The organism is Pandoraea pnomenusa (assembly GCF_000767615.3).
GTDB classification, from domain to species: Bacteria; Pseudomonadota; Gammaproteobacteria; order Burkholderiales; family Burkholderiaceae; genus Pandoraea; species Pandoraea pnomenusa.
In genome coordinates, this window is the sequence record NZ_CP009553.3 from 2,402,413 (window position 1) to 2,427,017 (window position 24,605).

The window sequence follows — 24,605 nt, forward strand, 5'->3', positions numbered from 1 at the left end:
ACGCCCGTCTCACACTCCGTCAGCGTTTTTCCTTTAGCGCTTCGCCCGCCAGTCGGATCAAGGAGGCGGTCGAGGCGTCATGGGCATCGGACCGGAGCGAATCCGGGTCGACGAGCTCCGGTTCGATGGCGCGGCACAACGTCTTGCCGAGCTCCACGCCCCATTGATCGAACGGATTGATGTTCCAGATGGCGGCCTGCACGAATACCTTGTGCTCATAGAGCGCGATCAGCGCACCCAGTCGCTCCGGCGACAATTTATCGATGACCAGCGTGTTGCTGGGACGATTGCCGTCAAAACGGCGTTGCGCGCCCAGAGGGCCACCTGCCTGTTCCGCCGTGGCCATCGAACCGCCCTGCAGCAATGCCTCGCTCTGCGCGAAGCAGTTGGCGAGCAGCTTGCGGTGGTGATCGAGCAGGCCGGGGGCGTCGTACTGCGGCTCGAGCACGGCGATGAAATCCACCGGCACCAGCGTGGTGCCCTGGTGGAGCATCTGGAAGTAGGCGTGCTGTCCGTTCGTCCCTGGCTCGCCCCAGATGATGGGCGCCGTTTGCCACGCCACGGGGGTGCCGTCGACCTGTACCGACTTGCCATTGCTCTCCATGTCCAGTTGCTGGAGATAGGGGGGAAGCTTCTGCAGCGCGTCGGTATACGGCGCGATGGACAACGTCTGGGCGTCGAAGAAATTCCGGTACCAGACGCCGAGCAGGCCGAGCAACACCGGCATGTTGGCTTCGAGCGGTGCGTGGCGGAAGTGCTCGTCCATGGCATGGGCCCCGGCGAGCAGCGCTTCGAAATTCCGTGCGCCGAGATACAGCATGATGATGAGCCCGATGGATGACCACAGCGAATAGCGGCCACCGACCCACTCGCCGAACTCGAAAACGTTCTCCTTGCGGATGCCGAATCGCACAGCCTCTTCTGCATTCGTCGACACGGCGACGAAATGCCTGCCGAGTTCGCTTTCCGGAATGCCGTGATCGACGAACCAGGCGCGAATCGTGCGCGCGTTGGTCATCGTCTCGAGCGTCGTGAACGTCTTCGAGCACACAACGACCAGTGTGCTTTCGGGGTCCAGGGAAGGAAGTGTGCGGGCGAGTTCCGTGGGATCGATGTTGGCGATGAAGTGTGCCGACAGATCGTGACGCCCGTAGACGGCGAGCGCATCGCAGACCATGCGGGGGCCGAGATCCGAGCCGCCGATGCCGACATTGATCAGATGCCGGATGCGCTTGCCGGTGGCACCCACCCACGCGCCGCTGCGCACACTGTCGCTGAACGCGCGCATCCGGGACAGCGTGTCGCTCACGCCGTGACTGACGTCGCCCGAGGCATCGTGAAACGCCATCGTGCGCGGCGCGCGCAGGGCCACATGCAGGGCCGCGCGTTGCTCGGTCACGTTGACGTTTTCGCCCGCCCACATGGCGTCGCGTTTGGCGGGCAGGTTGCATTCGCGTGCCAGATGCGTGAGCAGCGTGCGGGTCTTTTCGGTGATCCGGTTTTTGGAGTAGTCGAGATACAGGCCGGCCGCACGCAACGAGAAGTTTTCGACGCGTGAATTGGCGCCCCTGCCGGCAAACCAGTCGCGCATGTGCTGCCCGGCGATTTCGTCGCGATGCTCGAGCAGGGTACGCCAGGCGGGGAGTTGATCCAGACGAACGGATGACTTGTACGGCATGTGCGATAGGAACATTTCGATAAGGCGAAGTATAACGGGAGTCGCCGCGCATACGGCCCGAAATCGGGTGCGGGGCGGCGCGGATACAGGCTTTGCGCCGCCTGGACCGTCTTATCGGGGGGGCGGGCGGCGTCCCACGAGTGGGCTGAACGCTTCGCGTCGCACGCGCCGAGTCGTTCAGCCGCAGTCCCAGTTCGGTGCGGATGGCGGGCAAAAGTTCAGATGCCGTGAGACCTGCCGGCCCCTGTCCCGCGCTCACGCACCGCTCGGCGGCCCGCCCGTGAAGCCAGACGGCGCCCAGCGCGGCGGGTGTCGCCGGCATGCCCTGGGCAAGGAGAGCGCCGATGACGCCGGTGAGCACATCCCCCGTGCCGGCCGTGGCCAGTCCGGCATTGCCGGTCGTGTTGATCCAGGTGTCGTTGCCGTCGTCGATGACCGTGCCCGACCCCTTGAGCACGATGGTGGCGCCGAAATGCTGCGCCAGCGCGCGCGCGCACGCCAGCCGGTCGGACTGAATGCGCGCGACGTCGCAGCCTGCCAGGCGAGCGGCCTCGAGCGGATGCGGCGTCAACACGGTAGGGCCGGCACGGCGGCGCACTCGCTCGGCGAGCGAGGGCTCGATGGCGAGCAGATTGAGCGCATCGGCATCGATGACCAGCGGCGTATGCTCCAACGCCAGGGCCCGGGCAAGACAGGCGGTCGACGCCGCCGAGGTGCCGAGTCCCGGTCCGATCGCGACCGCCTGCATGGTGGCCAGATCCAGGCTTTCTGCCTGACGCAGCATCAGTTCGGGGTGAACGGGATCCCAGGACGGGCCGTTCTGGGCGACGAAACCGACGTAGACGCGCCCGGCACCCGACATCAGTCCGGCGCGCGCGCAGAGCAGGGGCGCCCCGACCATGCCCTCATGGCCGCCGAGTACCGCGAGCGATCCGTAACTCCCCTTGTGGGATGCATGATGGCGTTGCGCCAGATGTGGCTCGAATACTTCCGGCGCGTTCGTGCGGATGCTGCTGGCCGTGAGCCCATCGCCGGCCCCGAGCGTGGCCACGAGCACGTCGCCGGACAGGTCGCGTCCGACACCCGTGAAAAGTCCAGGGCAGGCGCCGAGCATGGCAATCGTGACGTCCGCCCGGATGGCCGGACCGTCGGCGACCCCCGTGGCGGCCATAAGTCCGCTCGGAATGTCGATCGCCAGCACCGGTGTGCCCTGCGCGTGGGCGTAACCGATGTTCTCGACGAGTGTGGCGGCCGCGCCGTCGAGCGCGCGCGACAGGCCGATACCGAACAGGCCGTCCACGATCCATGCGTAGGCGGAAGGCTGCGGCCACGTCGTTGGCGCGGGGCGCACCGGCACGCCGGCGGCGATCGCCTCGTCATGCGCCCAGATGGCGTCGGGTGCGCCCGGGGGCGCAAGCTGCCAAACGTCGACGAGCACGCCGCGCCGCTGCAATTCGCGCGCCGCCACGTAGGCGTCGCCGCCGTTGTTGCCGGGCCCCGCGAGCAACAGGACCGGATGGCGACCAGCCGTTGCCAGTGCGGGCAGATGGGCGTAAAGCCAGCCGGCGACGGCCGTCCCGGCGCGGGACATCAAGGTGTGCGGCGGCAGTCCGGCCGCGGCGGCTCTCTCGACATCGCGAAGGGCCGCGGGAACGTATAAGTCGCGGCAGGGGGCGCCGGGGTCGGAGGTGAAGGTGGCATCGGTGAGCGCCACCGACGTCTCGGGAACCGGGGCCGGGGGGCGACTCACGGGCCGAGCCAGTGGACTCGCGCTGGCGGGCGCGGCAGGGAGGTTGGCGTGCAGAGGGTCGGACATGGCTGGCAAAGCTCCCGTAAGCCTGGGCGTTACCGCGTTACCGCTTTATCGCTCTATCGCGCTGTCACCGGGCGCAGGCCGCGCGACGCATGCCGGATGTCATGCGAGGCGCGGGGCGGACGGCAGGGAAACCAGGGACGCGATGGCGCGCAGGCAACCTAGGTGTCGATCAGCAGATTATGCCGATATTGCGCCGTTCTGCCTGCAAGGATGTCTCCCGATGCCTTGTCGGCGGCGTCCGACGGGCCGCTCAGCGATCGTACCGGGCGAGCGTCAGGCCGTTCAGATCGATCTCGGGCGTCTGTCCCGAGATGACGTCGGCGAGCACACGCCCCGAACCGCAGGCCATGGCCCAGCCGGTCGAGCCATGGCCGACGTTGAGGAAGATGCCCGGCAGGTGCGTTGCCCCGAGCAGCGGCGGGCCGTCGGGCAACATCGGCCGTGCGCCGACCCACGATCTGGCTTCGCGATACTTCCCCGCGCCCGGGAACCAGTCGGTCGTCACCTTGTAGAGCGTGGCGATGGCGCGTTCGCGCAGCACCAGCTCGGTGTCGCCGAGTTCGGCTGTCCCGGCAATGCGCAGCCGGTTGCCCTGAGGCGTGATGGCGGTTTTGTACGACTCGTCCATGACGGCGATGCGCGGACTGAACAGCTCGTTCTTGACGGGAACCGTGATCGAGTAGCCCTTGATCGGCCAGAGCGGTAGATCGATGCCCAGCGGGCGCAGCAGTTCCGTGCTCGCCACTCCTGCCGCGATCACGACGGCGTCGGCGTCGAGCGTGGCGCGCCGGCCGCCTTCGGCGTGGCTCGAGGTCTCGACGGTGACCCCGGCGCGCCCAAGGTTCGAGCGCACCGACAGCACGCTTGTCTCGGTCGCCAGCGTCACGCCCATGTCACGTGCGATCTGGGCCAGGCGCTTGGTGAAGAGCGGGCAGTTGCCGGTTTCATCGCGCGGCAGGTGCAGGCCGCCCGCGAGTTCGGCGTCGGTGGAAATCGCGGGCTCGAGCTTGCGACACTCCTCGGCCGTGAGCAGGCGGTGCGGCACCTCGTTCTCGGCGAGCATGGCGCGCGCGGGCTCGTTCATCTTGATTTCGCGCTCGGTGCGGAACAGTTGCAGGTAGCCTTGCGTGTGCTCGTATTCGAACACATGGACGTCGCGCAATTCGTGGAGGCAGCGTTGGCTGTAGAACGCAAGGCGCTGCATGCGCTCGCGGTTCGCGCGATAGCGTTCGAGCTTGCATTCGCGCAGCCAGCGCGCGGCCCAGCGCCACGTCCCCGCCGACAGGCCCGGCCGGAAGATGAGCGGGCTGGCCGAGCTGAACAGGTAGCCGAGCAGCTTGCGCGGCATGCCGGGCGCTGCCCAGGGCGTGACGTAGCCCGGCGCGATGACGCCTGCGTTGCCGAAGCTGCTCTCTTGCGCGACCGTGCTGTTGCGCTCGACGAGAGTGACCGTATGCCCCGCGGCGGCCAGATAGTAGGCGGTACACGTGCCGATAACCCCGCCGCCGATAACGATGACCTTCATTCCCAACCGTCTGGTGTGTGGCGAACGCCCGTTCGTTCGCTTGTTAGTGTCGTATTAGTGTCTTGCCAGTGACGTTTTGTGCCGGGCCTCGCCTCCGGGGTCGCCGGGCGGCGCGAGCCGTGTTCCGATTTCGAGTTCGGTACGGGGCGCATAGGTTACCAGAGAGCGGCCGCGACAGGGCGGCAGCGGGCCAGAATACGTGTTGCGCACTCGGGTATAACCCGGGGTAAGCAGGGTATAATCCCGGTTTGTCGTTCCCCCGCGTTTTGAACGCCTCGCCTTCCGTCCTTCCATGAATCACATTGCCTGCTTCGCCGGCGCCTTGGCGCTCTCCGAATTCCGCCAGCAACGTCTTCTGCAGACCCTGCAAGCCATCGACAGCTCGATCGTGCGCGTCGACGCGCGCTACGTGCACCTCGTGGCCAGCGTCGAGCCGCTCTCGAGCGAGGATGTGGCACGTGTCGCCGGTCTGCTTACCTACGGTGAGCCGGTGCGTGACGAGCCGGTGGGCGATCAGCTGCTCGTGATCCCGCGGCTGGGCACGATCTCGCCCTGGGCGAGCAAGGCGACGGACATTGCCCGCAACTGCGGCATCGATCACGTGCGACGCATCGAGCGCGCGGTCGAATACACGATCGGCGTGAAGTCAGGACTGCTCGGCGGCAAGAAATCGCTGCCGGCCGACGTGCTCGCCCGCGTGGCCGCCGTGCTGCACGATCGCATGACCGAGACGGTCGTCGCCTCGCGCAAGGACGCTGAAGCGCTGTTCGTCGAGCTGCCGGCCAAGCCGCTGCAGACCGTCGACGTGATCGGTGCCGGACGCGGCGCGCTCGAGGCCGCCAACCGTGACCTGGGCCTCGCGCTGGCCGACGACGAGATCGATTACCTGGTCGATGCCTTCACGAGCGTCAAGCGCAATCCGACCGACGTGGAACTGATGATGTTCGCGCAGGCGAACAGCGAGCACTGCCGTCACAAGATCTTCAATGCGCAATGGACCATCGACGGCCAGGCGCAGGACAAGTCGTTGTTCCAGATGATCAAGAACACGCACCAGCTGCATCCGCAGGGCACGGTGGTTGCGTACTCGGACAACGCTTCGGTGATGGAAGGCGCCGAAGTCGAGCGCTGGTATCCGCGCGGCGCCGACGGCAAGTACGGCCGCAGCGTGGAACTCACGCATACGCTGATGAAGGTCGAGACGCACAACCACCCGACGGCGATTTCGCCGTTCCCGGGGGCGTCTACCGGCGCGGGTGGCGAGATTCGCGACGAAGGCGCGACGGGGCGCGGCTCCACGCCGAAGGTGGGGCTGACCGGCTTCACCGTGTCGAACCTGGCGCTGCCGGACGCACGCGAAGCGTGGGAGAACGATCGTGACGTGGCGGTGCCGCCGTCGCTGCGCAAGCCCGACGACACCGGCGCGGACTACGGCCGTCCGGACCGCATCGCCTCGCCGCTGCAGATCATGATCGACGGTCCGCTGGGCGGCGCGGCGTTCAACAACGAATTCGGCCGTCCGAACCTCGGTGGCTACTTCCGTACCTATGAACAGAACGTGGGCGGTCGTGTACGCGGCTATCACAAGCCGATCATGATCGCCGGCGGCATGGGCAACATCGCCGCGCAGCACACGCACAAGCACGATCTGCCGGCCGGCACGCTGCTGATCCAGATCGGCGGTCCGGGCATGCGCATCGGCATGGGCGGCGGCGCCGCAAGCTCGATGGCGACGGGCACCAACACCGCGGAACTGGACTTCGACTCCGTGCAGCGCGGCAATCCGGAAATCGAGCGTCGTGCGCAGGAAGTCATCAACTGGTGTTGGCGTCAGGGCGAGGCCAACCCGATCCTGTCGATTCACGACGTGGGGGCGGGCGGTATCTCGAACGCCTTCCCCGAGCTGGTCGACGGTGCGGGCAAGGGCGCGCGCTTCGACCTGCGCCAGGTGCAACTGGAGGAGTCTGGCATGTCGCCGGCCGAGATCTGGAGCAACGAGGCGCAGGAGCGTTACGTGCTCGCGATCGCACCCGACAGCTTTCCCGCATTCCAGGCCATCTGCCAGCGCGAGCGTTGCCCGGTGGCGGTGGTCGGCGTGGCGACCGACGAGCGCCAGCTGAAGCTCGTCGATCCGATGCATCCGGAATCGCCGGATCCGGTGGACATGCCGATGGATGTGCTGCTGGGCAAGCCGCCGCGCATGCATCGCGACGTGAAGCGAGTGCAGGCGGCGCTGCCTCCGGTGGACGTGACCGGCCTGTCGCTCGACGACGTGGCGCGTGCGGTGCTGCGTCATCCGACCGTGGCAAGCAAATCGTTCCTCATCACCATTGGCGACCGCACGGTGGGCGGCCTGACGGCGCGCGACCAGATGGTCGGTCCGTGGCAGGTGCCGGTGGCCGACTGCGCCATTTCGCTGATGGACTACGCCGGCTATCGTGGGGAAGCGATGACGATGGGCGAGCGCACGCCGCTGGCCGTGATCGACGCGCCCGCATCGGGCCGCATGGCGGTTGGCGAAGCCATCACGAACATTGCGGCGGCGCCGATTGCGTCGCTCGACCAGATCAAGCTGTCGGCTAACTGGATGGCAGCCTGCGGCACCGAAGGCGAAGACGCGGCGCTGTTCGACACGGTCAAGGCGGTGGGCATGGAGCTGTGCCCGGCACTGGGGCTGTCGATCCCGGTGGGCAAGGATTCGCTGTCGATGCGCACCAAGTGGGAAGACGCCGGTCGCGGCAAGGACGTGGTGGCGCCGGTCTCGCTGATCGTGTCGGCGTTCGCGCCGGTCGAGGACGTACGTGGTCATCTCACGCCGCAACTGCGCTCGGCCGCCGACGTTGGCGAGACAGTGCTGATCGCCATCGATCTGGGGCGCAACAAGCATCGCATGGGCGGCAGTATCCTCGCTCAGGTGACGCAACAGATCGGCGACGTGGCGCCGGATCTCGACGATCCGGCCGACCTCAAGCGCTTCTTCGACGCCATCCAGAAACTCAATCGCGACGGCAAGCTGCTCGCGTATCACGATCGTTCGGACGGCGGTCTGTTCGCCGCGGTCGCGGAAATGGCGTTCGCGGGGCATGTCGGTGTGTCGCTCAACGTCGACATGCTCACGCTCGACGACGGCTTCGAATCCGATTACGGCGACGCGAAGGACTGGGCCAAGCAGACGGCCGGTCGCCGGGAAGACAAGACGCTGCGCGCGCTGTTCTCGGAAGAGCTCGGCGGCGTCATCCAGGTGCGCGCATCGGAGCGCGACGCCGTGCTGCAGGCGCTGCGCGAAGCGGGTCTGTCGGCGTGCACGAACGTGATCGGCAAGCCGAACACGACTGACGTCATCGAAATCTATCGCGACGCGAAAAAGGTCTTTGGCGCGCCGCGTGCGGAACTGCAGCGTGTGTGGTCGGAGGTGAGCTGGCGGATCGCGCGTCTGCGCGACAACCCGGCCGCGGCCGACGCCGAGTACGAAGCACTGAACGACACCAGCGATCCGGGCCTCTCGCCGAAGCTGACGTTCGACCCCAGCGAAGACGTCGCGGCACCGTTCATCGCGACGGGGGCGCGTCCGAAGGTGGCGATCCTGCGAGAGCAGGGCGTGAACTCCCACCTCGAAATGGCTTACGTGCTCGACAAGGCCGGCTTCGACGCGTACGACGTGCACATGAGCGATTTGCTCGCGGGCCGTCACTCGCTCGAGACGTTCAAGGGCTTCATCGCCTGCGGCGGTTTCTCGTACGGCGACACGCTGGGCGCCGGCGAAGGCTGGGCCAAGACGATCCTGTTCAACCCCTCGCTTGCCGAACAGTTCGCCGGGTTCTTCAATCGCGCCGACACCTTCGCTCTGGGCGTATGCAACGGTTGCCAGATGATGAGCAACCTGTCGAACCTGATTCCGGGCGCCGCGGCGTGGCCGAAGTTTACGTATAACCAGTCGAAGTACGAAGCGCGTCTGACGCAGGTCGAGGTGCTGGAATCGCCGTCGCTCTTCTTCAAGGACATGGCGGGCTCGCAACTGCCGATCGTGGTCGCGCACGGCGAGGGCTACGCCAACTTCGGTCAGCAGGGCAACATCGACCAGGCGATTGCCGCGATGCGCTTTGTCGACCATCGGGGGCAGCCGACGGAGCAGTATCCGTACAACCCGAACGGTTCGCCGCGCGGGCTGACGTCGGTGACGACGGCCGACGGTCGCTTCACGGTGATGATGCCGCATCCGGAGCGCGTGTTCCGCACGGTGCAGATGAGCTGGGCACCTGCCCAGTGGGGCGAAGACAGCCCGTGGATGCGCATGTTCCGCAACGCGCGTCGCTGGGTCGCCTGATTGCCGATTCGCGAGGGCGATGTGCTGTCGCCCTTGCCGGCATGCATGAAGGCCGCTTGCCTCGTTCGTCAGGGCAGGCGTCTTTCCTGGCGCCGGCGCGGATAGCGGCTCGCCCGGTCAAGCCGGGAAGGCCACAAAAAAACCCGCCTTTCGGCGGGTTTTTTCGTTCGGCGATGCCGTTGTGGCAGTTACTGAATCTTGGCCTTTTTCTCGAGGCCTTCGATGAAGCCTTGCAGCTTCTCTTCCTGCATCTGCTGCACGAGTTGCGGCTTGACGTCCGACAGCGGCGGGATTTGCGCGTCGCGCACGTCGTCGAGCTCGATCACGTGATAGCCGAACTGCGTCTTGACCGGGGCCTGGGTGTATTGGCCCTTCTGGAGCTTTTGCAGTGCATCGGCGAATTCGGGCACATAGGCATTGGCCGGCGACCAGTCGAGGTCACCACCATTCTTTGCCGAACCCGGGTCCTTCGAATACTGTTTGGCGAGATCTTCGAACTTCGCGCCGCCCTTCAGTTTCGCGATGATCTCCTTGGCGGTGTCTTCCGACGGCACCAGGATGTGGCGCGCGTGATATTCCTTGTCGCCGAACTGCTTCTTCAGTTGATCGTAGCGGGCTTGCACTTCGGCGTCGCTCACCGGCGAGGTCTTCTGGAAGTCGGCGATCAGCGCGCGGATGAGCACGCCTTGCTCGGCGAGCTTGAGCTGCGCCTTGACGTCCGGTTGCGAGGCCAGACCCTTGCTGACGGCTGCCTGCGCGAGCACTTCGCGCTTGACCAGTTCTTCGCGCACCTGCTGCTGCAACTGCGGCGAGTTCGGCTGACCCTGACGGACCATTTCGCGCACCATGGCGTCGGCGCGCGACACAGGCACCGGCGTGCCGTTCACGACGGCGACGTTCTGGGCGAGCGCAGGGAGGGAGACGGCGGTCAGCGACACGGCGGCGCCGAGCGCCATGGCCGTGCGGGCGAGTTTCAATGCCATGCTGTTTTTCCTAACGAATGACGAAGGCAGGGTTAATCGACGGGGGACGCGTCGCATGCGGGTCACGCTTCACCGGGGGCGAGCGCGACGATGGCGAGGGCGTGAATGCCGTTCTGCATCAAATCGGCTAGCGCATCATACACCAGGCGATGACGTGCCACGCGGTTACGTCCGGTAAAGGCGGCCGAGACGATGCGCAGATTGTAATGGCCGCCCGAGGCGGCGCCGGCATGGCCCGCATGGCGGGCGCTGTCGTTCTCCAGTGCGAACTCGAGGGGGGCGAGGGCCGCCGTGAGGCGCGCTTCGATTTGCTGTTCCATGCTCATGACGGAGGCTTCCTGACGGACGTTGGACCTTATTCGTCCTGCTTGATGTACTTCGCGAGCCAAAGGCTCTGCACGACGATGAACACGACCATGAGGCCCATGCCGCCGAAGAGCTTGAAGTCGACCCAGGTATCGGTCGAGAAGTGATAGGCGATTACCAGGTTGAGCGCACCCATGGCGAGGAAGAACAGCGCCCAGCTGAAGTTCACGGCGCGCCACAGGTTCTCGGGCAACGCCATCTGCTTTTCCATCATCGCGCGGATCAGGTTCTTGTCGAACACGAGTTCGGCGACGAACAGCGTGATGCCGAAGAGCCAGTAAAGTGCCGTGGGTTTCCACTTGATGAAGGTTTCGTCGTGCAGCAGCATGGTGGCACCGCCGAACACCACGATGATCGCCAGACTGACCCATTGCATGGGCTCGACCTTGCGGTGTCGCAGCCACATCCACAGGACCTGAGCAATCGTCGTCGCGATGGCAATGCCGGTAGCGACGTAGATGCCGGCGAACTTGAAGGCGACGAAAAACAGGATGACCGGTAACAGGTCGAAAAGAAATTTCATGAAGTCTCGGCTTGGGGGCTTCGGGAGATTTGGCGTCCTGAGCCCGCGAATATCGGAGGGCCGGGCGCAAACCCGCATTATATTTCAAAGCCCCGGCGGGCGAGCGCGGCGACGCGCGAAACGTGCGGCGCGCACGAGCGTCGCGGCCGCCTCGATTTACTCGATGATTTCAATGCGTTTGACGTCGATATCGTTGGGCTTGAGTCGATGCTTGTCGACTTCGCCCCAGATGCGCACGTGCGTCTTCTCGGTAATTTCGCGACCCGGCGGCAGGTGCTTGTCGTCGAGCTCGATTTCGATGGTCTTGCCGGCGGCGTCGCGGAAGGTGTAGTGCTCGTGTTTGAGCTTGTTGACGATGTAGCCCTCGATGACGGCTTCGACGTCCTTCGGTGCGGCGAGTGCCTGCTCCACTGTCACGGCACGTGGCATGACGGCGGGCACGGCAACCGTGCCGCCAGCCGAAGCCGACGGCACGTTGACCTGAGCCTGCGCCGGGGAACCGAAGGCAAACGCGCCGGCGATGAGCGTGGCGGCGACGGGCAGGAAGGCGAAGCGATTCGATTTTATGGACACGACATGGACTCCCTAACAATTTGGGTGGACGCAAGCCTACTGCCAAAAAACGCCGATTCAGGGTGAAATGCCGTCGATTTCACGCCATTTCACCGGTATTTTGTGGCACATGGCCACTGTTTGAATGCCTCGATCCGCCAAAGTTCTGTGCTCCGCCGTCGCACGGCGCTCAGTCTTCCTTCGGCGACTCCGTCTGGCCGTCCTTGTCCTCGAAATCGAGCGAAGCGGAATTGATGCAGTAACGCAATCCGGTCGGCTGCGGGCCGTCTTCGAACACGTGGCCGAGGTGGGCGTCGCAATTGTGGCAGCGCACTTCCACGCGCACCATGCCGTGACTGTAGTCCATCACTTCGTCGATGCCCGATTTGTCGATGGGTTTCGAATAGCTTGGCCAGCCGCAACCGGCGTCGAATTTCTCGGTCGACTGAAACAGCGGCGCGCCGCAACACACACAGCGATAGGTGCCGTCCTTCCAGTGATCCCAGTAGCGGCCCGTGAACGCGCGCTCGGTCGCGGCGTGGCGCGTGACCTGGTATTCGACGTCGTCGAGTTGGGCGCGCCATTCGGCGTCGCTCTTTTCCACTTTGCTCATGAGGTTCTCCTGATGGGTGACGGCCGGTGGTTGCCGTCACGCGTCGTATGACTGCGCACTCGCCACAGATGGGGGCGGCGTGCGTGTTTTGCAATGCGCCGCGCTGGCGCGAGGCCGCTCACGACGAGCAACTGACCTCGAGTTGTCCGGCCCAGTCGGGGGGTAATTCGGCGTAGCGTTCGAATTCCGGCTGTTCGTCGTAGGGGCGCGAGAGCACCTTGAGCAAGGTGTCGACTTCCGAGAAATCCTTCTCGTTGGCGCGCCGGATCGCAATTTCGGCCAGATGGTTGCGCAGGATGTACTTGGGGTTGACCAAGTGCATGGCCACCGCGCGCTTCGCATCGGTGCTCGCCTCGTGCCGCAGGCGGGCGCGATAGTCCACGGCCCAGGCGTCGAAACCTTCGCGATCGATAAACATGTCGCGCAACGGGGCGTCGGCTGACGGGGCGTCGAGCTGGAGTGTGGCGAGCTGACGGAACAGATGCGTGAAGTCGACGCGCCCCTCGTGCATCAGCTTGAATAGCCGGTTGATGAGCGTCTCATCATCCGCATGCGACTCGCGCAAACCGAGCTTGGCGCGCATGCGCAGATCGATTTCCTCGGCGAAGCGGGTCTTGAACACGGGCAACACCGACTGCGCCTGCTCGATGGCCGCATCGCCTTCGCCGAACAGCGGCAACAGTGACTGCGCGAGGCAGAACAGGTTCCAGTAGGCGACATTCGGCTGCGCCTGGTACGCGTATCGGCCCTGCGAATCCGAATGATTGCAGATGTGGTGGGCGTTGAATCCGTCGAGGAATCCGAACGGACCGTAGTCGATCGTCAGTCCGAGAATCGACATGTTGTCGGTGTTCATCACGCCGTGACAGAAGCCCACGGCTTGCCAGTGCGCCACCAGTTCGGCCGTCGCGTCGCACACCGCCTCGAGCATCGCGAGGTACGGATTGGCGGCATCGCGGCAATGCGGATAGTGGTGATCGATCGTGAAGTCGGCCAACTGGCGCAGCGCCTCGTGCTGATCGGCGGCCCAGAAATGTTCGAAGTGTCCGAATCGAATGAAACTCGGCGACAGGCGCGTGACAACCGCGGCCGTCTCGATGGTTTCTCGACGCACGGGGGCATCGGAGCCGATCACGCACAGCGCGCGCGTGGTCGGCACGCCCAGATGGAACATCGCCTCCGAACCGAGAAATTCGCGAATCGACGAGCGCAGCACCGCACGGCCGTCGCCCATGCGCGAATAGGGCGTCAGTCCGCCCCCCTTGATCTGGATTTCCCAGCGTCCTCCCGGACCGTCCGACTCGCCGAGCAGCAGTGCGCGACCGTCGCCCAATTGCCCGGCCCAGACACCGAATTGATGCCCGGAATAGACGCTCGCGAGCGGGTCGCCGCCGGTCAGTGGTGCGTTGCCCGCAAAGGTGGCGAGAAACTCGGGGTCGCGTGCCGCGGCGGGCGACCAGCCGAGCAGCCGGGCGGCGTCGGCCGAGAAGCCGACCAGGTAGGGCTCGGGCAACGGTTGCGGCGACAGGCGCGTGTAGAAATCCGTGCCGAGCGTGGCGAAGCGGTTGATCAGACGGAGCGGTCCGAACGGTTCGAGCGAATGAGGCGCAGCAGCGCAGCGGTCGTTGGCCGGCATTGGGGACGTTCCTGATGGTGAACAAACATTCTACTTGAGGTATCCGTCGCGTGCTGCCGGGGCCTCGCCCCGGCGGGCTGGCACGCGCCAAGTGCTCCCGCGGCGCGCGGCGTGCCGCGGTGTTGCGGCGCACAAGCGAAGGGCGTTGACCCGCAGCGCGCGCGCGTCAAGAATGATTCTCCGCGGTGCTCACGAATGCACGCATCACACGTGCCAAGTCGCGCTTCACGCGCAACGCGCGGCGCACGAATGCCGATCGCTGTTCCCGACGTATCCCCGTAATTCCGGTATTTCCGACTTTCCTGGAGATTCGACGCATGGCAACACCGCTCCTCGGCCAGATGATGGCCGCGCCGCTGCTGATTTCCTCGCTGCTCACGCACGCCGCCCGTCACCACGGCGATACCGAGATCGTGTCGCGTCGCGTGGAAGGCGACATTCACCGTTATACGTGGCGTGACGCCGAGCGGCGGTCGCGACAGCTTGCCCAGGCCCTGCGCCGCCTTGGCGTGCGTGACGGCGAGCGCGTGGGCACGCTCGCGTGGAACGGCTACCGCCATCTCGAGCTTTACTACGCCGTCTCGGGCATGGGGAGCGTGATTCATACTGTCAATCCGCGCCTGTTCCCGGAGCAGATCGCCTACATCGTCAATCACGCCGAAGATCGCTTCGTCGCGTTCGACATTGGTTTCCTGCCGCTGGTCGAGGCGATCGCGCCTCAGTGTCCGGGTGTCGAGGGCTGGATTGCCCTGGCCGACCGGGCGCATCTGCCGCCCTCGCAGTTGCCATTGCTGTGCTACGAGGACATCGTCGAGGCGGAAAGCGGCGATTTCGTCTGGCCGTCCCTCGACGAGCACACGGCGTCGGGCCTTTGCTACACGTCGGGCACGACCGGCAACCCGAAGGGCGTGCTCTACAGCCATCGCTCCACCGTGCTGCATGCCTTCGGTGCGTCGTTGCCCGATGCGATGGCGATGTCGGCGCGCGACGCCGTGCTGCCGGTGGTGCCGATGTTCCATGTGAACGCGTGGGGACTGCCGTACTCCAGCGCGCTCGTCGGTGCCAAGCTCGTGTTTCCGGGCAAGGATCTCGACGGCAAGTCGCTTTATGAACTGTTCGAGGCCGAGGGCGTGACGTTTTCGGCGGGCGTGCCGACCGTGTGGCTGGGGTTGCTCACGTACGTCAAGTCCATCGGTGCGCGTTTCTCCACGCTCGAGCGTACGGTGATCGGAGGATCGGCCTGTCCGCCGGCCATGCTGCAGACCTTCGAGAAGGACTACGGCGTACGCGTGATTCACGCCTGGGGCATGAGTGAGATGTCGCCGCTGGGCACGCTGTGTCATTTGCGCAAGCATCATCGCGACCTGCCGGCCGAGGCGCAGCAGCATATTCTGGAGAAGCAGGGCACGGCGATCTATGGTGTCGACCTGAAGATCGTGGGGCCCGACGGCGAAGCGTTGCCCTGGGACGGCAAGGCGTTCGGAGACCTTTACGCCCGGGGGCCGTGGGTGCTGGAGCGTTATTTCCGCGCCGACGCGTCGCCGCTGGTCGACGGCTGGTTCCCTACCGGCGACGTGGCGACCATCGATGCCGAGGGATATGTGCAGATCACGGACCGAAGCAAGGACGTCATCAAGTCGGGCGGCGAATGGATCAGTTCGATCGACGTCGAGAACATCGCCATGGCGCATCCGGAAATTCACGAGGCCGCGTGCATCGCCATGCCGCATCCGAAATGGGAGGAGCGGCCGCTGCTCGTGGTCGTACGCAAACCCGGCTCGTCGCTGTCGCGCGAGGACGTGTTGGCGTTCTATCAGGGGCGCGTCGTGAAGTGGTGGATTCCGGACGACGTCGTCTTCGTCGACGAAATCCCTCACACCGCAACCGGGAAGATGCTCAAGCTCAAACTGCGCGAGAAGTTCCGCGACCATCGCGCGGCGTCTTAGCTTCGACGCTCGCGTCGCGTCCCGGCCGGCGCCCGTCGGCCCGGGGCATAGGCCATGGCAGCCAGGGTGGCGGCGTGCCCCGACCGGGGCTGGGAAAGCGCCGAGCGCTGCCTCGGACGCATCCGAAATCCTGTAATGGCGGCGCTTTTCGCGCGATTCGTCAGCGGTCGCCGCGTCCGTCCCCTCTATAATGTCAGCCTGAAATTTCCCCGACGCGGCGGCTTCTGCCGCGTCTTTTCCTGACGATTCCGAAGGAGACGCAGTGCATCTGCTGAGTGCCACCGCCGGCCTCGTACTCGTGAATGGGGTGAGCTATGGCTTGCTGCTATTCATGCTGTCCAGCGGACTCACGCTCATCTTCAGCATGCTGGGGGTGCTGAACTTCGCGCATGCGAGCTTCTACATGCTGGGCGCGTACTTTGCTTACGCGCTGTCGGCGCGGATCGGGTTCTGGGCGGCGCTGATCGCGGCGCCGCTGCTCGTCGGCGCTGTCGGGGCATTGTTCGAGCGCAGCGTGCTTCGGCGGCTACGGGCGCGCGGCGTGCTGGCGGAGTTGCTCGCCACGTTCGGGCTGGCCTACGTCGTGGTCGAGCTGGTGCAGTTGGCGTGGGGGCGTGGTCCGGTGGACTATGCCGTGCCGGCCGTTCTCGACGGGACCCTGATCGGCATCGCGGGGGTGGCGGTGCCTGCCTACCGATTGTTCCTGATGCTGCTGGCGTGCGCGATTGCGCTTCTGGTGTGGGGGACGCTGCGTGCCACGCGCGCCGGGCTCGTGCTTCAGGCCGCGCTGTCGCAGCCCGCGATGACGCAGGCGCTCGGCTACGACGTGCCCGCGCTATACACGGGCGTGTTCGCCTGCGGCGCGGCGCTGGCGGCGCTCGCCGGCGCGGCAGGCGGCAATGTGCTCGTCACCGAACCGGGGATGGCGGCAACGGTGGGCAGTGTCGTGTTCGTGGTGGTGGTGGTCGGCGGGCTCGGATCGTTGGGCGGGGCTTTCGTGGCATCGCTGCTCATCGGGCTGTTGCAAACGTGGGCCGTCACGAGCGATGCGAGCCTGGTGGCGTGGTGGCCCTCGGCGCAGGCGGGCGCGCTCGCCCCCCTGGCACCCCTCGCGCGCCTGAGCGTGGCGCAGCTCGCGCCCGCGGTGCCATATCTGTTGATGGTGGCGGTGCTTTTGTGGCGCCCGCGCGGGCTTGCTGGCGTGCGGGAGGGATGATGCGGGACATCTCCCTGGTCGCCGCTCCGATCGCGCGTCGAGCCATCGCGTGGGTGTGCTTCGCGGCGGTCCTCGGCGTTGCCCCCTGGTGCTTTCCTTCCGACGCCGCCCTGACACTCATGACGCAAATGGGAACGGCGGCGATTCTCGCGCTGTCGTTCAATCTGCTGCTCGGGACGACGGGACTGTTGAGCTTCTGCCACGCGACCTATGCCGGCGTGGGCGCCTACGCCGCGGTGTGGTGCATGAATCGTATCGGCTTGCAGGGCTGGCCCGTCTCGATGGCGCTGGTGCCGCTTGCGGGCGCATTCGCCGGAGGCATTGCGGGCGCCACGTTGGGCTTTGTCACCACGCGTCGCGCCGGCATGACGTTCGCCATGATTACGCTGGGCGTCGCGGAACTCGTCTGGGTGATGGCCGCCATGCTGCCTGAGTGGTTCGGCGGCGAGCGCGGCATACCGACGGACAGAACGCTCGGCGCGGCTTGGTTCGGTGTGACGTTCGCGACGCAGCGCGAAGTCTACGGGCTGGTCGCGTTCTGGTGGTTCGTCTGCGCCACGCTGATGTACGGCGTGACACGCACGCCGCTGGGGTTTCTTGCGCGCGCCGTACGGGATAACGACGGGCGGGTCGCGTTTCTCGGACAGTCGCCGGCCGCGGTGCGCTACCGCATGCAGATCATCGCGGCGGCGTTCGCCGGTCTGGCCGGCGCGCTGGGTGCGCTGAATTTCGAACTGGTCAGCGCCGATACGTTCAGCCTCGAGCGCTCGGGCGTCGTGCTCGTCTTCACGGTGCTCGGCGGTGCGGCCTACTTCGTCGGACCCATGATAGGCGCCGTGATCGGGGTGTTGGCGACCGTGGTGCTCGCCACATTCACACGGGCGTGGCAGCTCTACGTAGGGCTGGGGTTTCTCGCCGTGGTGATCTTCGCGCCCGGCGGCGTCGCGGGGCTGATGGCGGCGCACGTGCAGGCGTGGCGTTGCGGCGCGGTACGTCGGCTGTGGAAGCCCTATGCCGGGGTTTGCGTCGGCATGGCGCTGTTTGCCGGCGGCCTGGTCGCGATTGTCGAGATGACCTACGGTTCGCGTCTGGCGGCCGACGCCGGGGTGTCGGCGAACGGCGGCGCGAGCACACCCGGCGCAGGCGCATGGGCGCTGGCCGCGCTGGCGGCCGTGGCCGGGCTGGCGGTGCTTGTGCGCACGGGGGCTCGATTGCGTCGCGCGGTGGCCGCTTTGCGCATGTCGGCGCAGGAGGGGCGATGAAGCGCGCGACGAAACACGCGACGACCGCCGCGACGCCCGCACCAGTGCTCAGCATCCGTGGGCTGCACAAGTCGTTCGGCCGGACGCAGGTGTTGTGCGGTGTCGATCTGACGCTGACGGCCGGGGAGCGTCTGGCCATCATCGGACCGAACGGCGCTGGCAAAAGTACCTTGTTCGACGTGATTACCGGCCGAACGCACGCCGACAAGGGCCGTGTTCTGCTGCACGATCGCGACGTCACCGGGCGCGCGCCGCACGTCATCAGTCGTCGCGGGCTGTCGCGCAGTTTTCAGACGTCGCAGTTGTTCGGACACATGAGCGTGATCGACCATCTGCGTTGCGCGGGACTTTGGCCGAGCGGCCACCGCTACACCTTCTGGCGGCGCATGCGTGGACTTGACGACGTGACACGGCGCAGCGAAGCCTGGCTGGCGCGCCTTGGACTGGAGGCTCGGCGCGACGTGCCGGCGGGCGCGTTGAGTTATGCGGAACAGCGCGTGCTCGAAGTCGGGATGTGCGCGGCGTCGGCGGGCAGCGTGATGTTGCTCGACGAGCCGACCGCCGGGATGAGTCAGTCGGAGTCCGCGCGCATGGTGGCGCTCATTGCGGAACTGAGCCGCGGGCGAGCATTGCTGATGATCGAGCACGACATGCGGGTGGTTTTCTCGCTGGCGGACCGAATCGCCGTGCTCGCGCGAGGCGCGGTCATCGCCTGCGACACGCCGGAGCGAATTCGTCAGCATCCGGATGTTCGTACCGCGTATCTGGGCGAATATGCCGACGCGCTCGGACCCGCCGGCGCCGGGGAGGCCCGCGATGCTTGAGCTGATCGACGTCCGTGCGGGGTATGGAGGAAGCCGTGTCCTGCACGGCGTCACGATGCGAGTGGGTCCCGGGGAGATCGTGGCGGTGCTCGGCCGCAACGGCGCAGGGCGCTCCACGTTGGCCAGGGCGATCATGGGGCAAGTGCCGCGAGAGGGTGAAATTCGCTGGCAAGGACGATCGCTGGTCTCGCTCGCGCCGCATCGAATCGCACGCTTGGGCATTGGCTACGTGCCGGAGACGCGCGATGTCTTCGCACCCCTGACGGTGACGCAGAATCTGCTGCTGGGCCAGCGGGCAAGTCGCGGGCTGTTGGGAGGATGGGGACGTCTGCGCGCAGGGCGGCAGCGCTCGGGTGAGGCCATTGCGAATGAGCGTCGTGCGCTTACACTCGCGCAGGCATTCGAGCGGTTCGAGGAGCTCGCCCCGCGCCGGGACACGCCGGCGGGGGCGCTCTCCGGCGGCGAGCAACAGCTGCTCGCGCTGTGTCGGGCCATGATGGCCGGGCCGTCGTTGCTGATCGTTGATGAGCCGACCGAAGGTCTGGCGCCTCGTGTCGTCGCGCGAATCGGGCGAATCCTCACGGATCTTCGGGCCACTGGCGTGGCGATCCTGCTGATCGAACAGAAGCTGTCGCTCGCGCTCACGTGTGCGCAACGGGTTGCGGTCATGGGCCGAGGCGCGCTCGTCTTCGAGGGCGAGCCGGAAGCGCTGGTCGCCGCGCCCGCGGTCCGGCGCGAATGGCTCGAGGTCTAGCGCTGCGCTAGAATCGAACGATCGTATTGCTGCGGCCTGCGTGCTCGCGGCACCCCCAACGAACGGACAATACAAGGATAGAGACAACGATGAGCACGGCTTACGAGATTCGCGACGGCATAGCGGTCATTACGCTGGAGAATCCCCCGGTCAACGGCCTGGGACATGCGACCCGCGCGGGTATCGCCCAAGGGCTGGCCAGCGCCCAGGCCGACGCGCAGGTGCGAGCCATCGTGCTGATCGGTGCCGGCAAGGCATTTTCCGGCGGGGCAGATATCCGCGAGTTCAATACGCCGAAGGCCACGCAAAGTCCGCTGCTGGTGGACGTGATTGCCGCGCTCGACGCCTGCACCAAACCCGTGGTTGCCGCGGTCCATGCCGTCGCCATGGGCGGCGGTCTGGAGCTGGCATTGGCGTGTCACTACCGGGTGGCGCTGCCTGGGGCGCAGATCGCATTGCCGGAAGTCAAGCTCGGGCTGTTGCCTGGCGCGGGCGGCACACAACGACTGCCGCGCGCCATCGGTGTCGCACGTGCGCTCGACATGGTCGTGACGGGCCGCGTGGTGAAGTCGGAAGCCTTGGTCGGCACGCTCTTTTCGAAACTGTTCGAGGGCTCGCATGACGACCTGCTGACTGGCGCCATTGCCTTCGCCAATGACGTGGCCGCGCGCGGCGAGACGTTGCCGAGGTTGCGCGATGTCGCGATCGACGACCCAGACGGCGCCGCGAAAGCGGCCATCGACGCCGCGAGAGAGAAAGTCCAGCGAGAGCAACCGCACTTTCCTGCCCCACATAAATGCGTGGCGGCCGTGGAGGCGGCACTGTCGCGTGCGTTCGACGACGGCGTGAAGTTCGAGCGCGAGTGTTTCTTGGCACTGGTCAGCTCGCCCGAGTCCAAGGCCTTGCGTCATGCCTTTCTCGGCGAACGCGCGGCGGGCAAGATCGCGGATGTGCCGGACGATACGCCGGTGCGCACGATCGAGCGCGTGGCCGTGATCGGCGCCGGCACGATGGGCGGCGGCATTGCCATGACGTTCGCCAATGCGGGACTCCCGGTCACGCTCGTCGATACGACCGACGCCGCACTGGCGCGCGGTCTCGAGACGATGCGCGGTAACTATGCGCGTGCCGTCACGCGCGGCAAGCTCGCTGCCGATGAGGCGGACAAGCGCCTGGCCCGCATTCACGGCAGCACGGATTTCGCGGCGGTCGCCGACGCCGACCTGATCGTCGAGGCGGTCTTCGAGGACATGGCGATCAAGCAGGTCGTCTTTCGCGAGCTCGACAAGGTGGCCAAACCCGGCGCGATTCTCGCATCGAACACGTCGACGCTCGATCTCGACGCGCTCGCGCGGACCACGTCGCGGGCGCATGACGTGGTCGGTATGCATTTCTTCAGCCCGGCCCACGTGATGCGTCTGCTCGAAGTGGTGCGCGGCGCCGACACAGCCAAAGACGTGCTGGCCACCGTCATGAAGCTCGCCAAGCGAATCGGCAAGTTGGCCGTGGTGGCACGTGTGTGTGACGGTTTCATCGGCAATCGCATGCTCGAGCCGTACTTCAAACAGTCGCAGTGGATGGTCGAGCAGGGCGCAACGCCCGCGCAGGTCGACGCCGCCATCGAGCGGTTCGGCTTCGCGATGGGGCCGTTCCGAACCAGCGATCTGGCCGGCAACGATGTCAGTTGGGCGATTCGCAAGCGACGTCACGCCGAGCATCCCGACATTGCATATCCGAAGATCGCCGACGTGCTGTGCGAGGCCGGCCGGTACGGACAGAAGACGCACGCTGGCTGGTATGACTACGCCGAGGGTGACCGCACACCGCGCGAATCGGCAAAGGTGGCGCAGATGCTCGACGACTACCGCAGCGCGAACGGTATCGCCCCACGTGTCTTTTCCGACGAAGAGATCGTGGATCGCCTGGTCTACGCGCTTGTGAACGAAGGCGCCAAAGTGCTGGCCGATGGAACGGCGGCTCGCGCGTCCGACATCGACATGGTGTATCTGAATGGTTATGGGTTCCCGCTCTGGCGCGGCGGTCCGATGCTCTATGCCGACAGCATTGGCCTCGAGAACGTGCTGGCACGTGTGCGCGAATTCGCCCAGGGCGAGCATGGCGAAGATTGGACCCCGGCGACGCGACTCGTCGAACTGGCCGAGGCGGGCAAGCGCTTTAATGGTTGACCGGTGCTTGGCAACTGCTGATCCATACGATGTCGGGCGACGGGTTCGCCGGATCGACGTGACGCTATCGCGGGACGGCAGATGAGGGATGTGGAAATGAAACCGATGGACGAAGTGCTGCTCGTGATCGACGTGCAGAACGATTTCATGCCGGGTGGGGCATTGGCGGTGCCGAACGGTCACGAAGTGGTGCCGGTGATCAACGGACTCGCGAGTCGGTTCGCGCATGTGGTGCTCACGCAGGACTGGCACCCGGCGGGGCATGTCTCGTTTGCGCGCAACCACGCGGGGCGACAACCGTTCGAGACGATCGCGCTGCCATACGGCGAGCAGGTGCTGTGGCCGGCGCATTGCGTGCAGGACACGCACGGCGCGGCATTACATGCGGATCTTGATATTCCGCACGCGCAGGCCGTGGTGCGCAAGGGCTATCACGCAAATGTCGACAGCTACTCCGCTTTTCTCGAGGCGGATCGACGTACGCCGACGGGACTGGCCGGATACCTGCGCGAGAAGGGTGTGCGGCGCGTGCATTGCGTCGGTCTCGCGACGGACTTCTGTGTGGCGTGGAGCGCGCTCGACGCGCGGGCGGCAGGCTTCGACGTCTGCGTGATCGAGCACGCGTGCCGGGCGATCGATCTCAATGGTTCGCTGGCCAGCGCGTGGGCGTCGCTTGCCGCGGCAGGGGTATCGCGGGAGTAAAAAGGGCCAGCGGGCCAGCGGGCCGGGGGTAGGGCGCATTGCGCGTGGCGACGACGATGGAAGGCATGACAGGCGCTGCGTGCAAGGTGCAGGGCTGTTAGGGGACAATGTGATGATGAACAAACAATTTCGGCAGTTCCGGAGTGCCCTATGAGCGCGGTGACGATCCACTCGGGCTTTATCGATCTTCTCGGTATTGAATTGGTGCGCGCCGAGGATGGCGCGTCGGAGTTGCGTTTGCCGCTCGCACCGAAGCATCTCAACAGCTGGGAAGTGATGCACGGCGGCGTGACGATGGCGCTGCTCGACGTGGCGCTGAGCACGGCGAGCCGCAGCGTGGCGCCAGAGGGCACGGGGGTGGTCACCATCGAGATGAAGACGAGCTTCATGCAGCCGGGCTCCGGCGAAATGCGCGCCTACGGTCGCTTGCTGCATCGTTCGACCACGATGGCCTATTGCGAAGGCGAAGTGCGCGATGCGAACGGAAAGCTGGTGGCCAAGGCGATGGGTACGTTCAAGTATCTGCGACGCCTCGCGGTAGGGCGCGACGTGCGCGAGCAACGCCGGCCGAGCGAGCCGCGAGGCGACTGACCGGCAGTATTGGTCTGGTGAAGCGTGCCGCAAAGCGCGCAGGACACGGAGGAAATGCCATGACGATCAACCGTCAGATTCTGCTGGTTTCGCGCCCGAAGGGCGAAGCCACGCTCGACAATTTTCACCTCGCGGCCCCCGAGCTGCCGGAATTGGGAGAGGGCCAGGTGCTGGTCCGTAATTTCTATCTGTCGCTCGACCCGTACATGCGGGGCAGGATGAACGACACCAGGTCGTATGCGCCGCCGCAACCGCTCGATACCGTGATGATCGGTGCAACGGTCGGCGAAGTGATCGAATCGCGCCATCCCGACTGGCAGCCGGGCGATGCGGTTTCCGCGATGTTCGGCTGGCAGGAGTACGGCATCTCGGACGGCAGCAATCTTCAGCGACTTCGCGACTCGCGCGTGCCGATGAGCGTGTATCTCGGGGCGGCCGGCATGCCGGGTGTGACGGCCTGGTACGGCCTGAGCCGCATCATCTGCCCGAAGCCCGGGGAGACCGTGGCGGTGAGTGCGGCGTCGGGCGCGGTGGGCAGTGTCGTGGGGCAACTCGCCAAACGCGCCGGATGCCGCGTGGTCGGGATCGCCGGCGGCGAACAGAAGTGCAACTATGTTGTGCAGACACTCGGCTTCGACGCCTGTGTCGACTACAAGGCCGGCAACATCGACGAAGCGCTGCGCGCGGCGGCGCCGGACGGTATCGACGGATACTTCGAGAACGTCGGCGGCGAGGTATTCGACGCCGTCATGCGCAACCTCAACGCCCATTCGCGCATTGCGCTGTGCGGCATGATCTCGGGCTACAACGGCGCGCCGATTCCGATGAAGTATCCGGCGCTGCTGCTCACGAACCGGGTCCGCCTCGAAGGCTTCATCGTGACCGAGCACATGGACGTCTGGCCGCAGGCGCTCAGGGAACTCACGGATGCCATCGCCGCCGGAGAACTGCGCTACCGCGAGACGATCACGCAAGGCATCGAGAACGCGCCGGCCGCGTTTCTCGGCCTGCTCAAGGGCGAGAACTTCGGCAAGCAGATCGTGAGACTGGTGTAGGCGCGCGGCACATCGGGCGCCCCGGCGTCATGGCGCGCCCGATGTAATGCAGC

The 24,605-nt window shown here is 66.0% G+C and carries 18 protein-coding genes and 1 pseudogene; 10 read left to right on the top strand and 9 right to left on the bottom strand.

The window, feature by feature from the left end; translation table 11 throughout:
* Positions 1-19: 19 nt before the first annotated feature.
* The 3 genes and pseudogenes from pgi to LV28_RS34805 form a co-directional block, all read right to left on the bottom strand.
* The gene (pgi, locus tag LV28_RS34795) at positions 20-1,678 is read right to left on the bottom strand and encodes a glucose-6-phosphate isomerase (protein ID WP_023595746.1); all 1,659 of its coding nucleotides are present in this window, start codon (positions 1,676-1,678) and stop codon (positions 20-22) included.
* A gap of 256 nt (positions 1,679-1,934) precedes the next feature.
* Positions 1,935-3,494: pseudogene (locus tag LV28_RS48365) on the bottom strand (NAD(P)H-hydrate dehydratase); the annotation flags it as partial.
* A 250-nt stretch (positions 3,495-3,744) separates the two neighbouring features.
* Positions 3,745-5,019 (bottom strand): D-amino acid dehydrogenase, encoded by a 1,275-nt coding sequence (locus LV28_RS34805; protein ID WP_038617719.1) that lies wholly within the window; start codon positions 5,017-5,019, stop codon positions 3,745-3,747.
* A gap of 292 nt (positions 5,020-5,311) precedes the next feature.
* On the opposite strand from LV28_RS34805, the gene purL reads away from it, so the two are divergent.
* Positions 5,312-9,343: a phosphoribosylformylglycinamidine synthase gene (gene purL, locus LV28_RS34810; protein ID WP_023595749.1), complete on the top strand. Its 4,032-nt coding sequence runs from the start codon at positions 5,312-5,314 to the stop codon at positions 9,341-9,343.
* A gap of 188 nt (positions 9,344-9,531) precedes the next feature.
* Here purL and LV28_RS34815 read toward each other — a convergent pair whose 3' ends face one another.
* The 6 genes from LV28_RS34815 to LV28_RS34840 all read right to left on the bottom strand — a co-directional run bounded on the left by LV28_RS34815 (position 9,532) and on the right by LV28_RS34840 (position 14,016).
* Entirely contained in the window at positions 9,532-10,326 is a 795-nt protein-coding gene (locus LV28_RS34815; protein ID WP_023595750.1) for a peptidylprolyl isomerase, read from the bottom strand.
* Positions 10,327-10,388: 62 nt separating this feature from the next.
* Positions 10,389-10,652 carry a BolA family protein gene (locus LV28_RS34820; protein ID WP_023595751.1) on the bottom strand — a complete coding sequence of 88 codons (264 nt, stop codon included), beginning with the start codon at positions 10,650-10,652 and terminating at the stop codon, positions 10,389-10,391.
* A gap of 29 nt (positions 10,653-10,681) precedes the next feature.
* Positions 10,682-11,215 carry a septation protein A gene (locus tag LV28_RS34825; RefSeq protein WP_023595752.1) on the bottom strand — a complete coding sequence of 178 codons (534 nt, stop codon included), beginning with the start codon at positions 11,213-11,215 and terminating at the stop codon, positions 10,682-10,684.
* A 156-nt stretch (positions 11,216-11,371) separates the two neighbouring features.
* On the bottom strand, positions 11,372-11,788 hold the full coding sequence (locus LV28_RS34830; protein WP_023595753.1) for a YgiW/YdeI family stress tolerance OB fold protein: 417 nt from the start codon (positions 11,786-11,788) through the stop codon (positions 11,372-11,374).
* A gap of 169 nt (positions 11,789-11,957) precedes the next feature.
* On the bottom strand, positions 11,958-12,380 hold the full coding sequence (gene msrB / locus LV28_RS34835; RefSeq protein ID WP_023595754.1) for a peptide-methionine (R)-S-oxide reductase MsrB: 423 nt from the start codon (positions 12,378-12,380) through the stop codon (positions 11,958-11,960).
* 118 nt (positions 12,381-12,498) lie between these two features.
* Positions 12,499-14,016, bottom strand: coding sequence for a protein adenylyltransferase SelO (locus LV28_RS34840; protein WP_081326861.1), 1,518 nt, complete (start codon positions 14,014-14,016; stop codon positions 12,499-12,501).
* A gap of 317 nt (positions 14,017-14,333) precedes the next feature.
* Here LV28_RS34840 and LV28_RS34845 point away from each other — a divergent pair, with 317 nt between their 5' ends.
* The 9 genes from LV28_RS34845 (at position 14,334) to LV28_RS34885 (ending at position 24,552) form a co-directional block, all read left to right on the top strand.
* Positions 14,334-15,962, top strand: a complete 1,629-nt coding sequence (locus tag LV28_RS34845) for a 3-(methylthio)propionyl-CoA ligase (RefSeq protein WP_023595756.1) — start codon at positions 14,334-14,336, stop codon at positions 15,960-15,962.
* A 262-nt stretch (positions 15,963-16,224) separates the two neighbouring features.
* Positions 16,225-17,178: a branched-chain amino acid ABC transporter permease gene (locus LV28_RS34850; protein ID WP_081256033.1), complete on the top strand. Its 954-nt coding sequence runs from the start codon at positions 16,225-16,227 to the stop codon at positions 17,176-17,178.
* Positions 17,178-18,440, top strand: a complete 1,263-nt coding sequence (locus LV28_RS34855) for a branched-chain amino acid ABC transporter permease (RefSeq protein ID WP_038621146.1) — start codon at positions 17,178-17,180, stop codon at positions 18,438-18,440. Before LV28_RS34850 ends, LV28_RS34855 begins: the two co-directional genes overlap by 1 nt.
* A complete protein-coding gene (locus LV28_RS34860; protein WP_023595759.1) occupies positions 18,437-19,264 on the top strand; it encodes an ABC transporter ATP-binding protein in 828 nt (275 codons plus the stop codon). Before LV28_RS34855 ends, LV28_RS34860 begins: the two co-directional genes overlap by 4 nt.
* Entirely contained in the window at positions 19,257-20,018 is a 762-nt protein-coding gene (locus LV28_RS34865) for an ABC transporter ATP-binding protein (protein WP_038621144.1), read from the top strand. Before LV28_RS34860 ends, LV28_RS34865 begins: the two co-directional genes overlap by 8 nt.
* Positions 20,019-20,107: 89 nt before the next feature.
* Positions 20,108-22,204, top strand: a complete 2,097-nt coding sequence (locus LV28_RS34870) for a 3-hydroxyacyl-CoA dehydrogenase NAD-binding domain-containing protein (RefSeq protein WP_038617716.1) — start codon at positions 20,108-20,110, stop codon at positions 22,202-22,204.
* A 96-nt stretch (positions 22,205-22,300) separates the two neighbouring features.
* Positions 22,301-22,906 (top strand): bifunctional nicotinamidase/pyrazinamidase, encoded by a 606-nt coding sequence (gene pncA, locus LV28_RS34875; RefSeq protein WP_025249077.1) that lies wholly within the window; start codon positions 22,301-22,303, stop codon positions 22,904-22,906.
* A gap of 150 nt (positions 22,907-23,056) precedes the next feature.
* Complete coding sequence (locus tag LV28_RS34880; RefSeq protein WP_023595763.1) at positions 23,057-23,497, top strand: PaaI family thioesterase; 441 nt, start codon at positions 23,057-23,059, stop codon at positions 23,495-23,497.
* A gap of 59 nt (positions 23,498-23,556) precedes the next feature.
* Complete coding sequence (locus LV28_RS34885; RefSeq protein WP_038617711.1) at positions 23,557-24,552, top strand: NADP-dependent oxidoreductase; 996 nt, start codon at positions 23,557-23,559, stop codon at positions 24,550-24,552.
* The last annotated feature ends 53 nt before the right edge of the window (positions 24,553-24,605 follow it).

Bases quoted from the DNA above. Each gene is read 5' to 3' on its own strand.
- LV28_RS34805 (WP_038617719.1), bottom strand. From the start codon at position 5,019: ATGAAGGTCATCGTTATCGGCGGCGGGGTTATCGGCACGTGTACCGCC.
- LV28_RS34845 (WP_023595756.1), top strand. From the start codon at position 14,334: ATGGCAACACCGCTCCTCGGCCAGATGATGGCCGCGCCGCTGCTGATT.
- LV28_RS34825 (WP_023595752.1), bottom strand. From the start codon at position 11,215: ATGAAATTTCTTTTCGACCTGTTACCGGTCATCCTGTTTTTCGTCGCC.
- LV28_RS34815 (WP_023595750.1), bottom strand. From the start codon at position 10,326: ATGGCATTGAAACTCGCCCGCACGGCCATGGCGCTCGGCGCCGCCGTG.
- LV28_RS34860 (WP_023595759.1), top strand. From the start codon at position 18,437: ATGAAGCGCGCGACGAAACACGCGACGACCGCCGCGACGCCCGCACCA.
- pncA (WP_025249077.1), top strand. From the start codon at position 22,301: ATGAAACCGATGGACGAAGTGCTGCTCGTGATCGACGTGCAGAACGAT.
- pgi (WP_023595746.1), bottom strand. From the start codon at position 1,678: ATGCCGTACAAGTCATCCGTTCGTCTGGATCAACTCCCCGCCTGGCGT.
- LV28_RS34885 (WP_038617711.1), top strand. From the start codon at position 23,557: ATGACGATCAACCGTCAGATTCTGCTGGTTTCGCGCCCGAAGGGCGAA.
- LV28_RS34820 (WP_023595751.1), bottom strand. From the start codon at position 10,652: ATGAGCATGGAACAGCAAATCGAAGCGCGCCTCACGGCGGCCCTCGCC.
- msrB (WP_023595754.1), bottom strand. From the start codon at position 12,380: ATGAGCAAAGTGGAAAAGAGCGACGCCGAATGGCGCGCCCAACTCGAC.
- LV28_RS34840 (WP_081326861.1), bottom strand. From the start codon at position 14,016: ATGCCGGCCAACGACCGCTGCGCTGCTGCGCCTCATTCGCTCGAACCG.
- purL (WP_023595749.1), top strand. From the start codon at position 5,312: ATGAATCACATTGCCTGCTTCGCCGGCGCCTTGGCGCTCTCCGAATTC.
- LV28_RS34855 (WP_038621146.1), top strand. From the start codon at position 17,178: ATGCGGGACATCTCCCTGGTCGCCGCTCCGATCGCGCGTCGAGCCATC.
- LV28_RS34865 (WP_038621144.1), top strand. From the start codon at position 19,257: ATGCTTGAGCTGATCGACGTCCGTGCGGGGTATGGAGGAAGCCGTGTC.
- LV28_RS34870 (WP_038617716.1), top strand. From the start codon at position 20,108: ATGAGCACGGCTTACGAGATTCGCGACGGCATAGCGGTCATTACGCTG.
- LV28_RS34880 (WP_023595763.1), top strand. From the start codon at position 23,057: ATGAGCGCGGTGACGATCCACTCGGGCTTTATCGATCTTCTCGGTATT.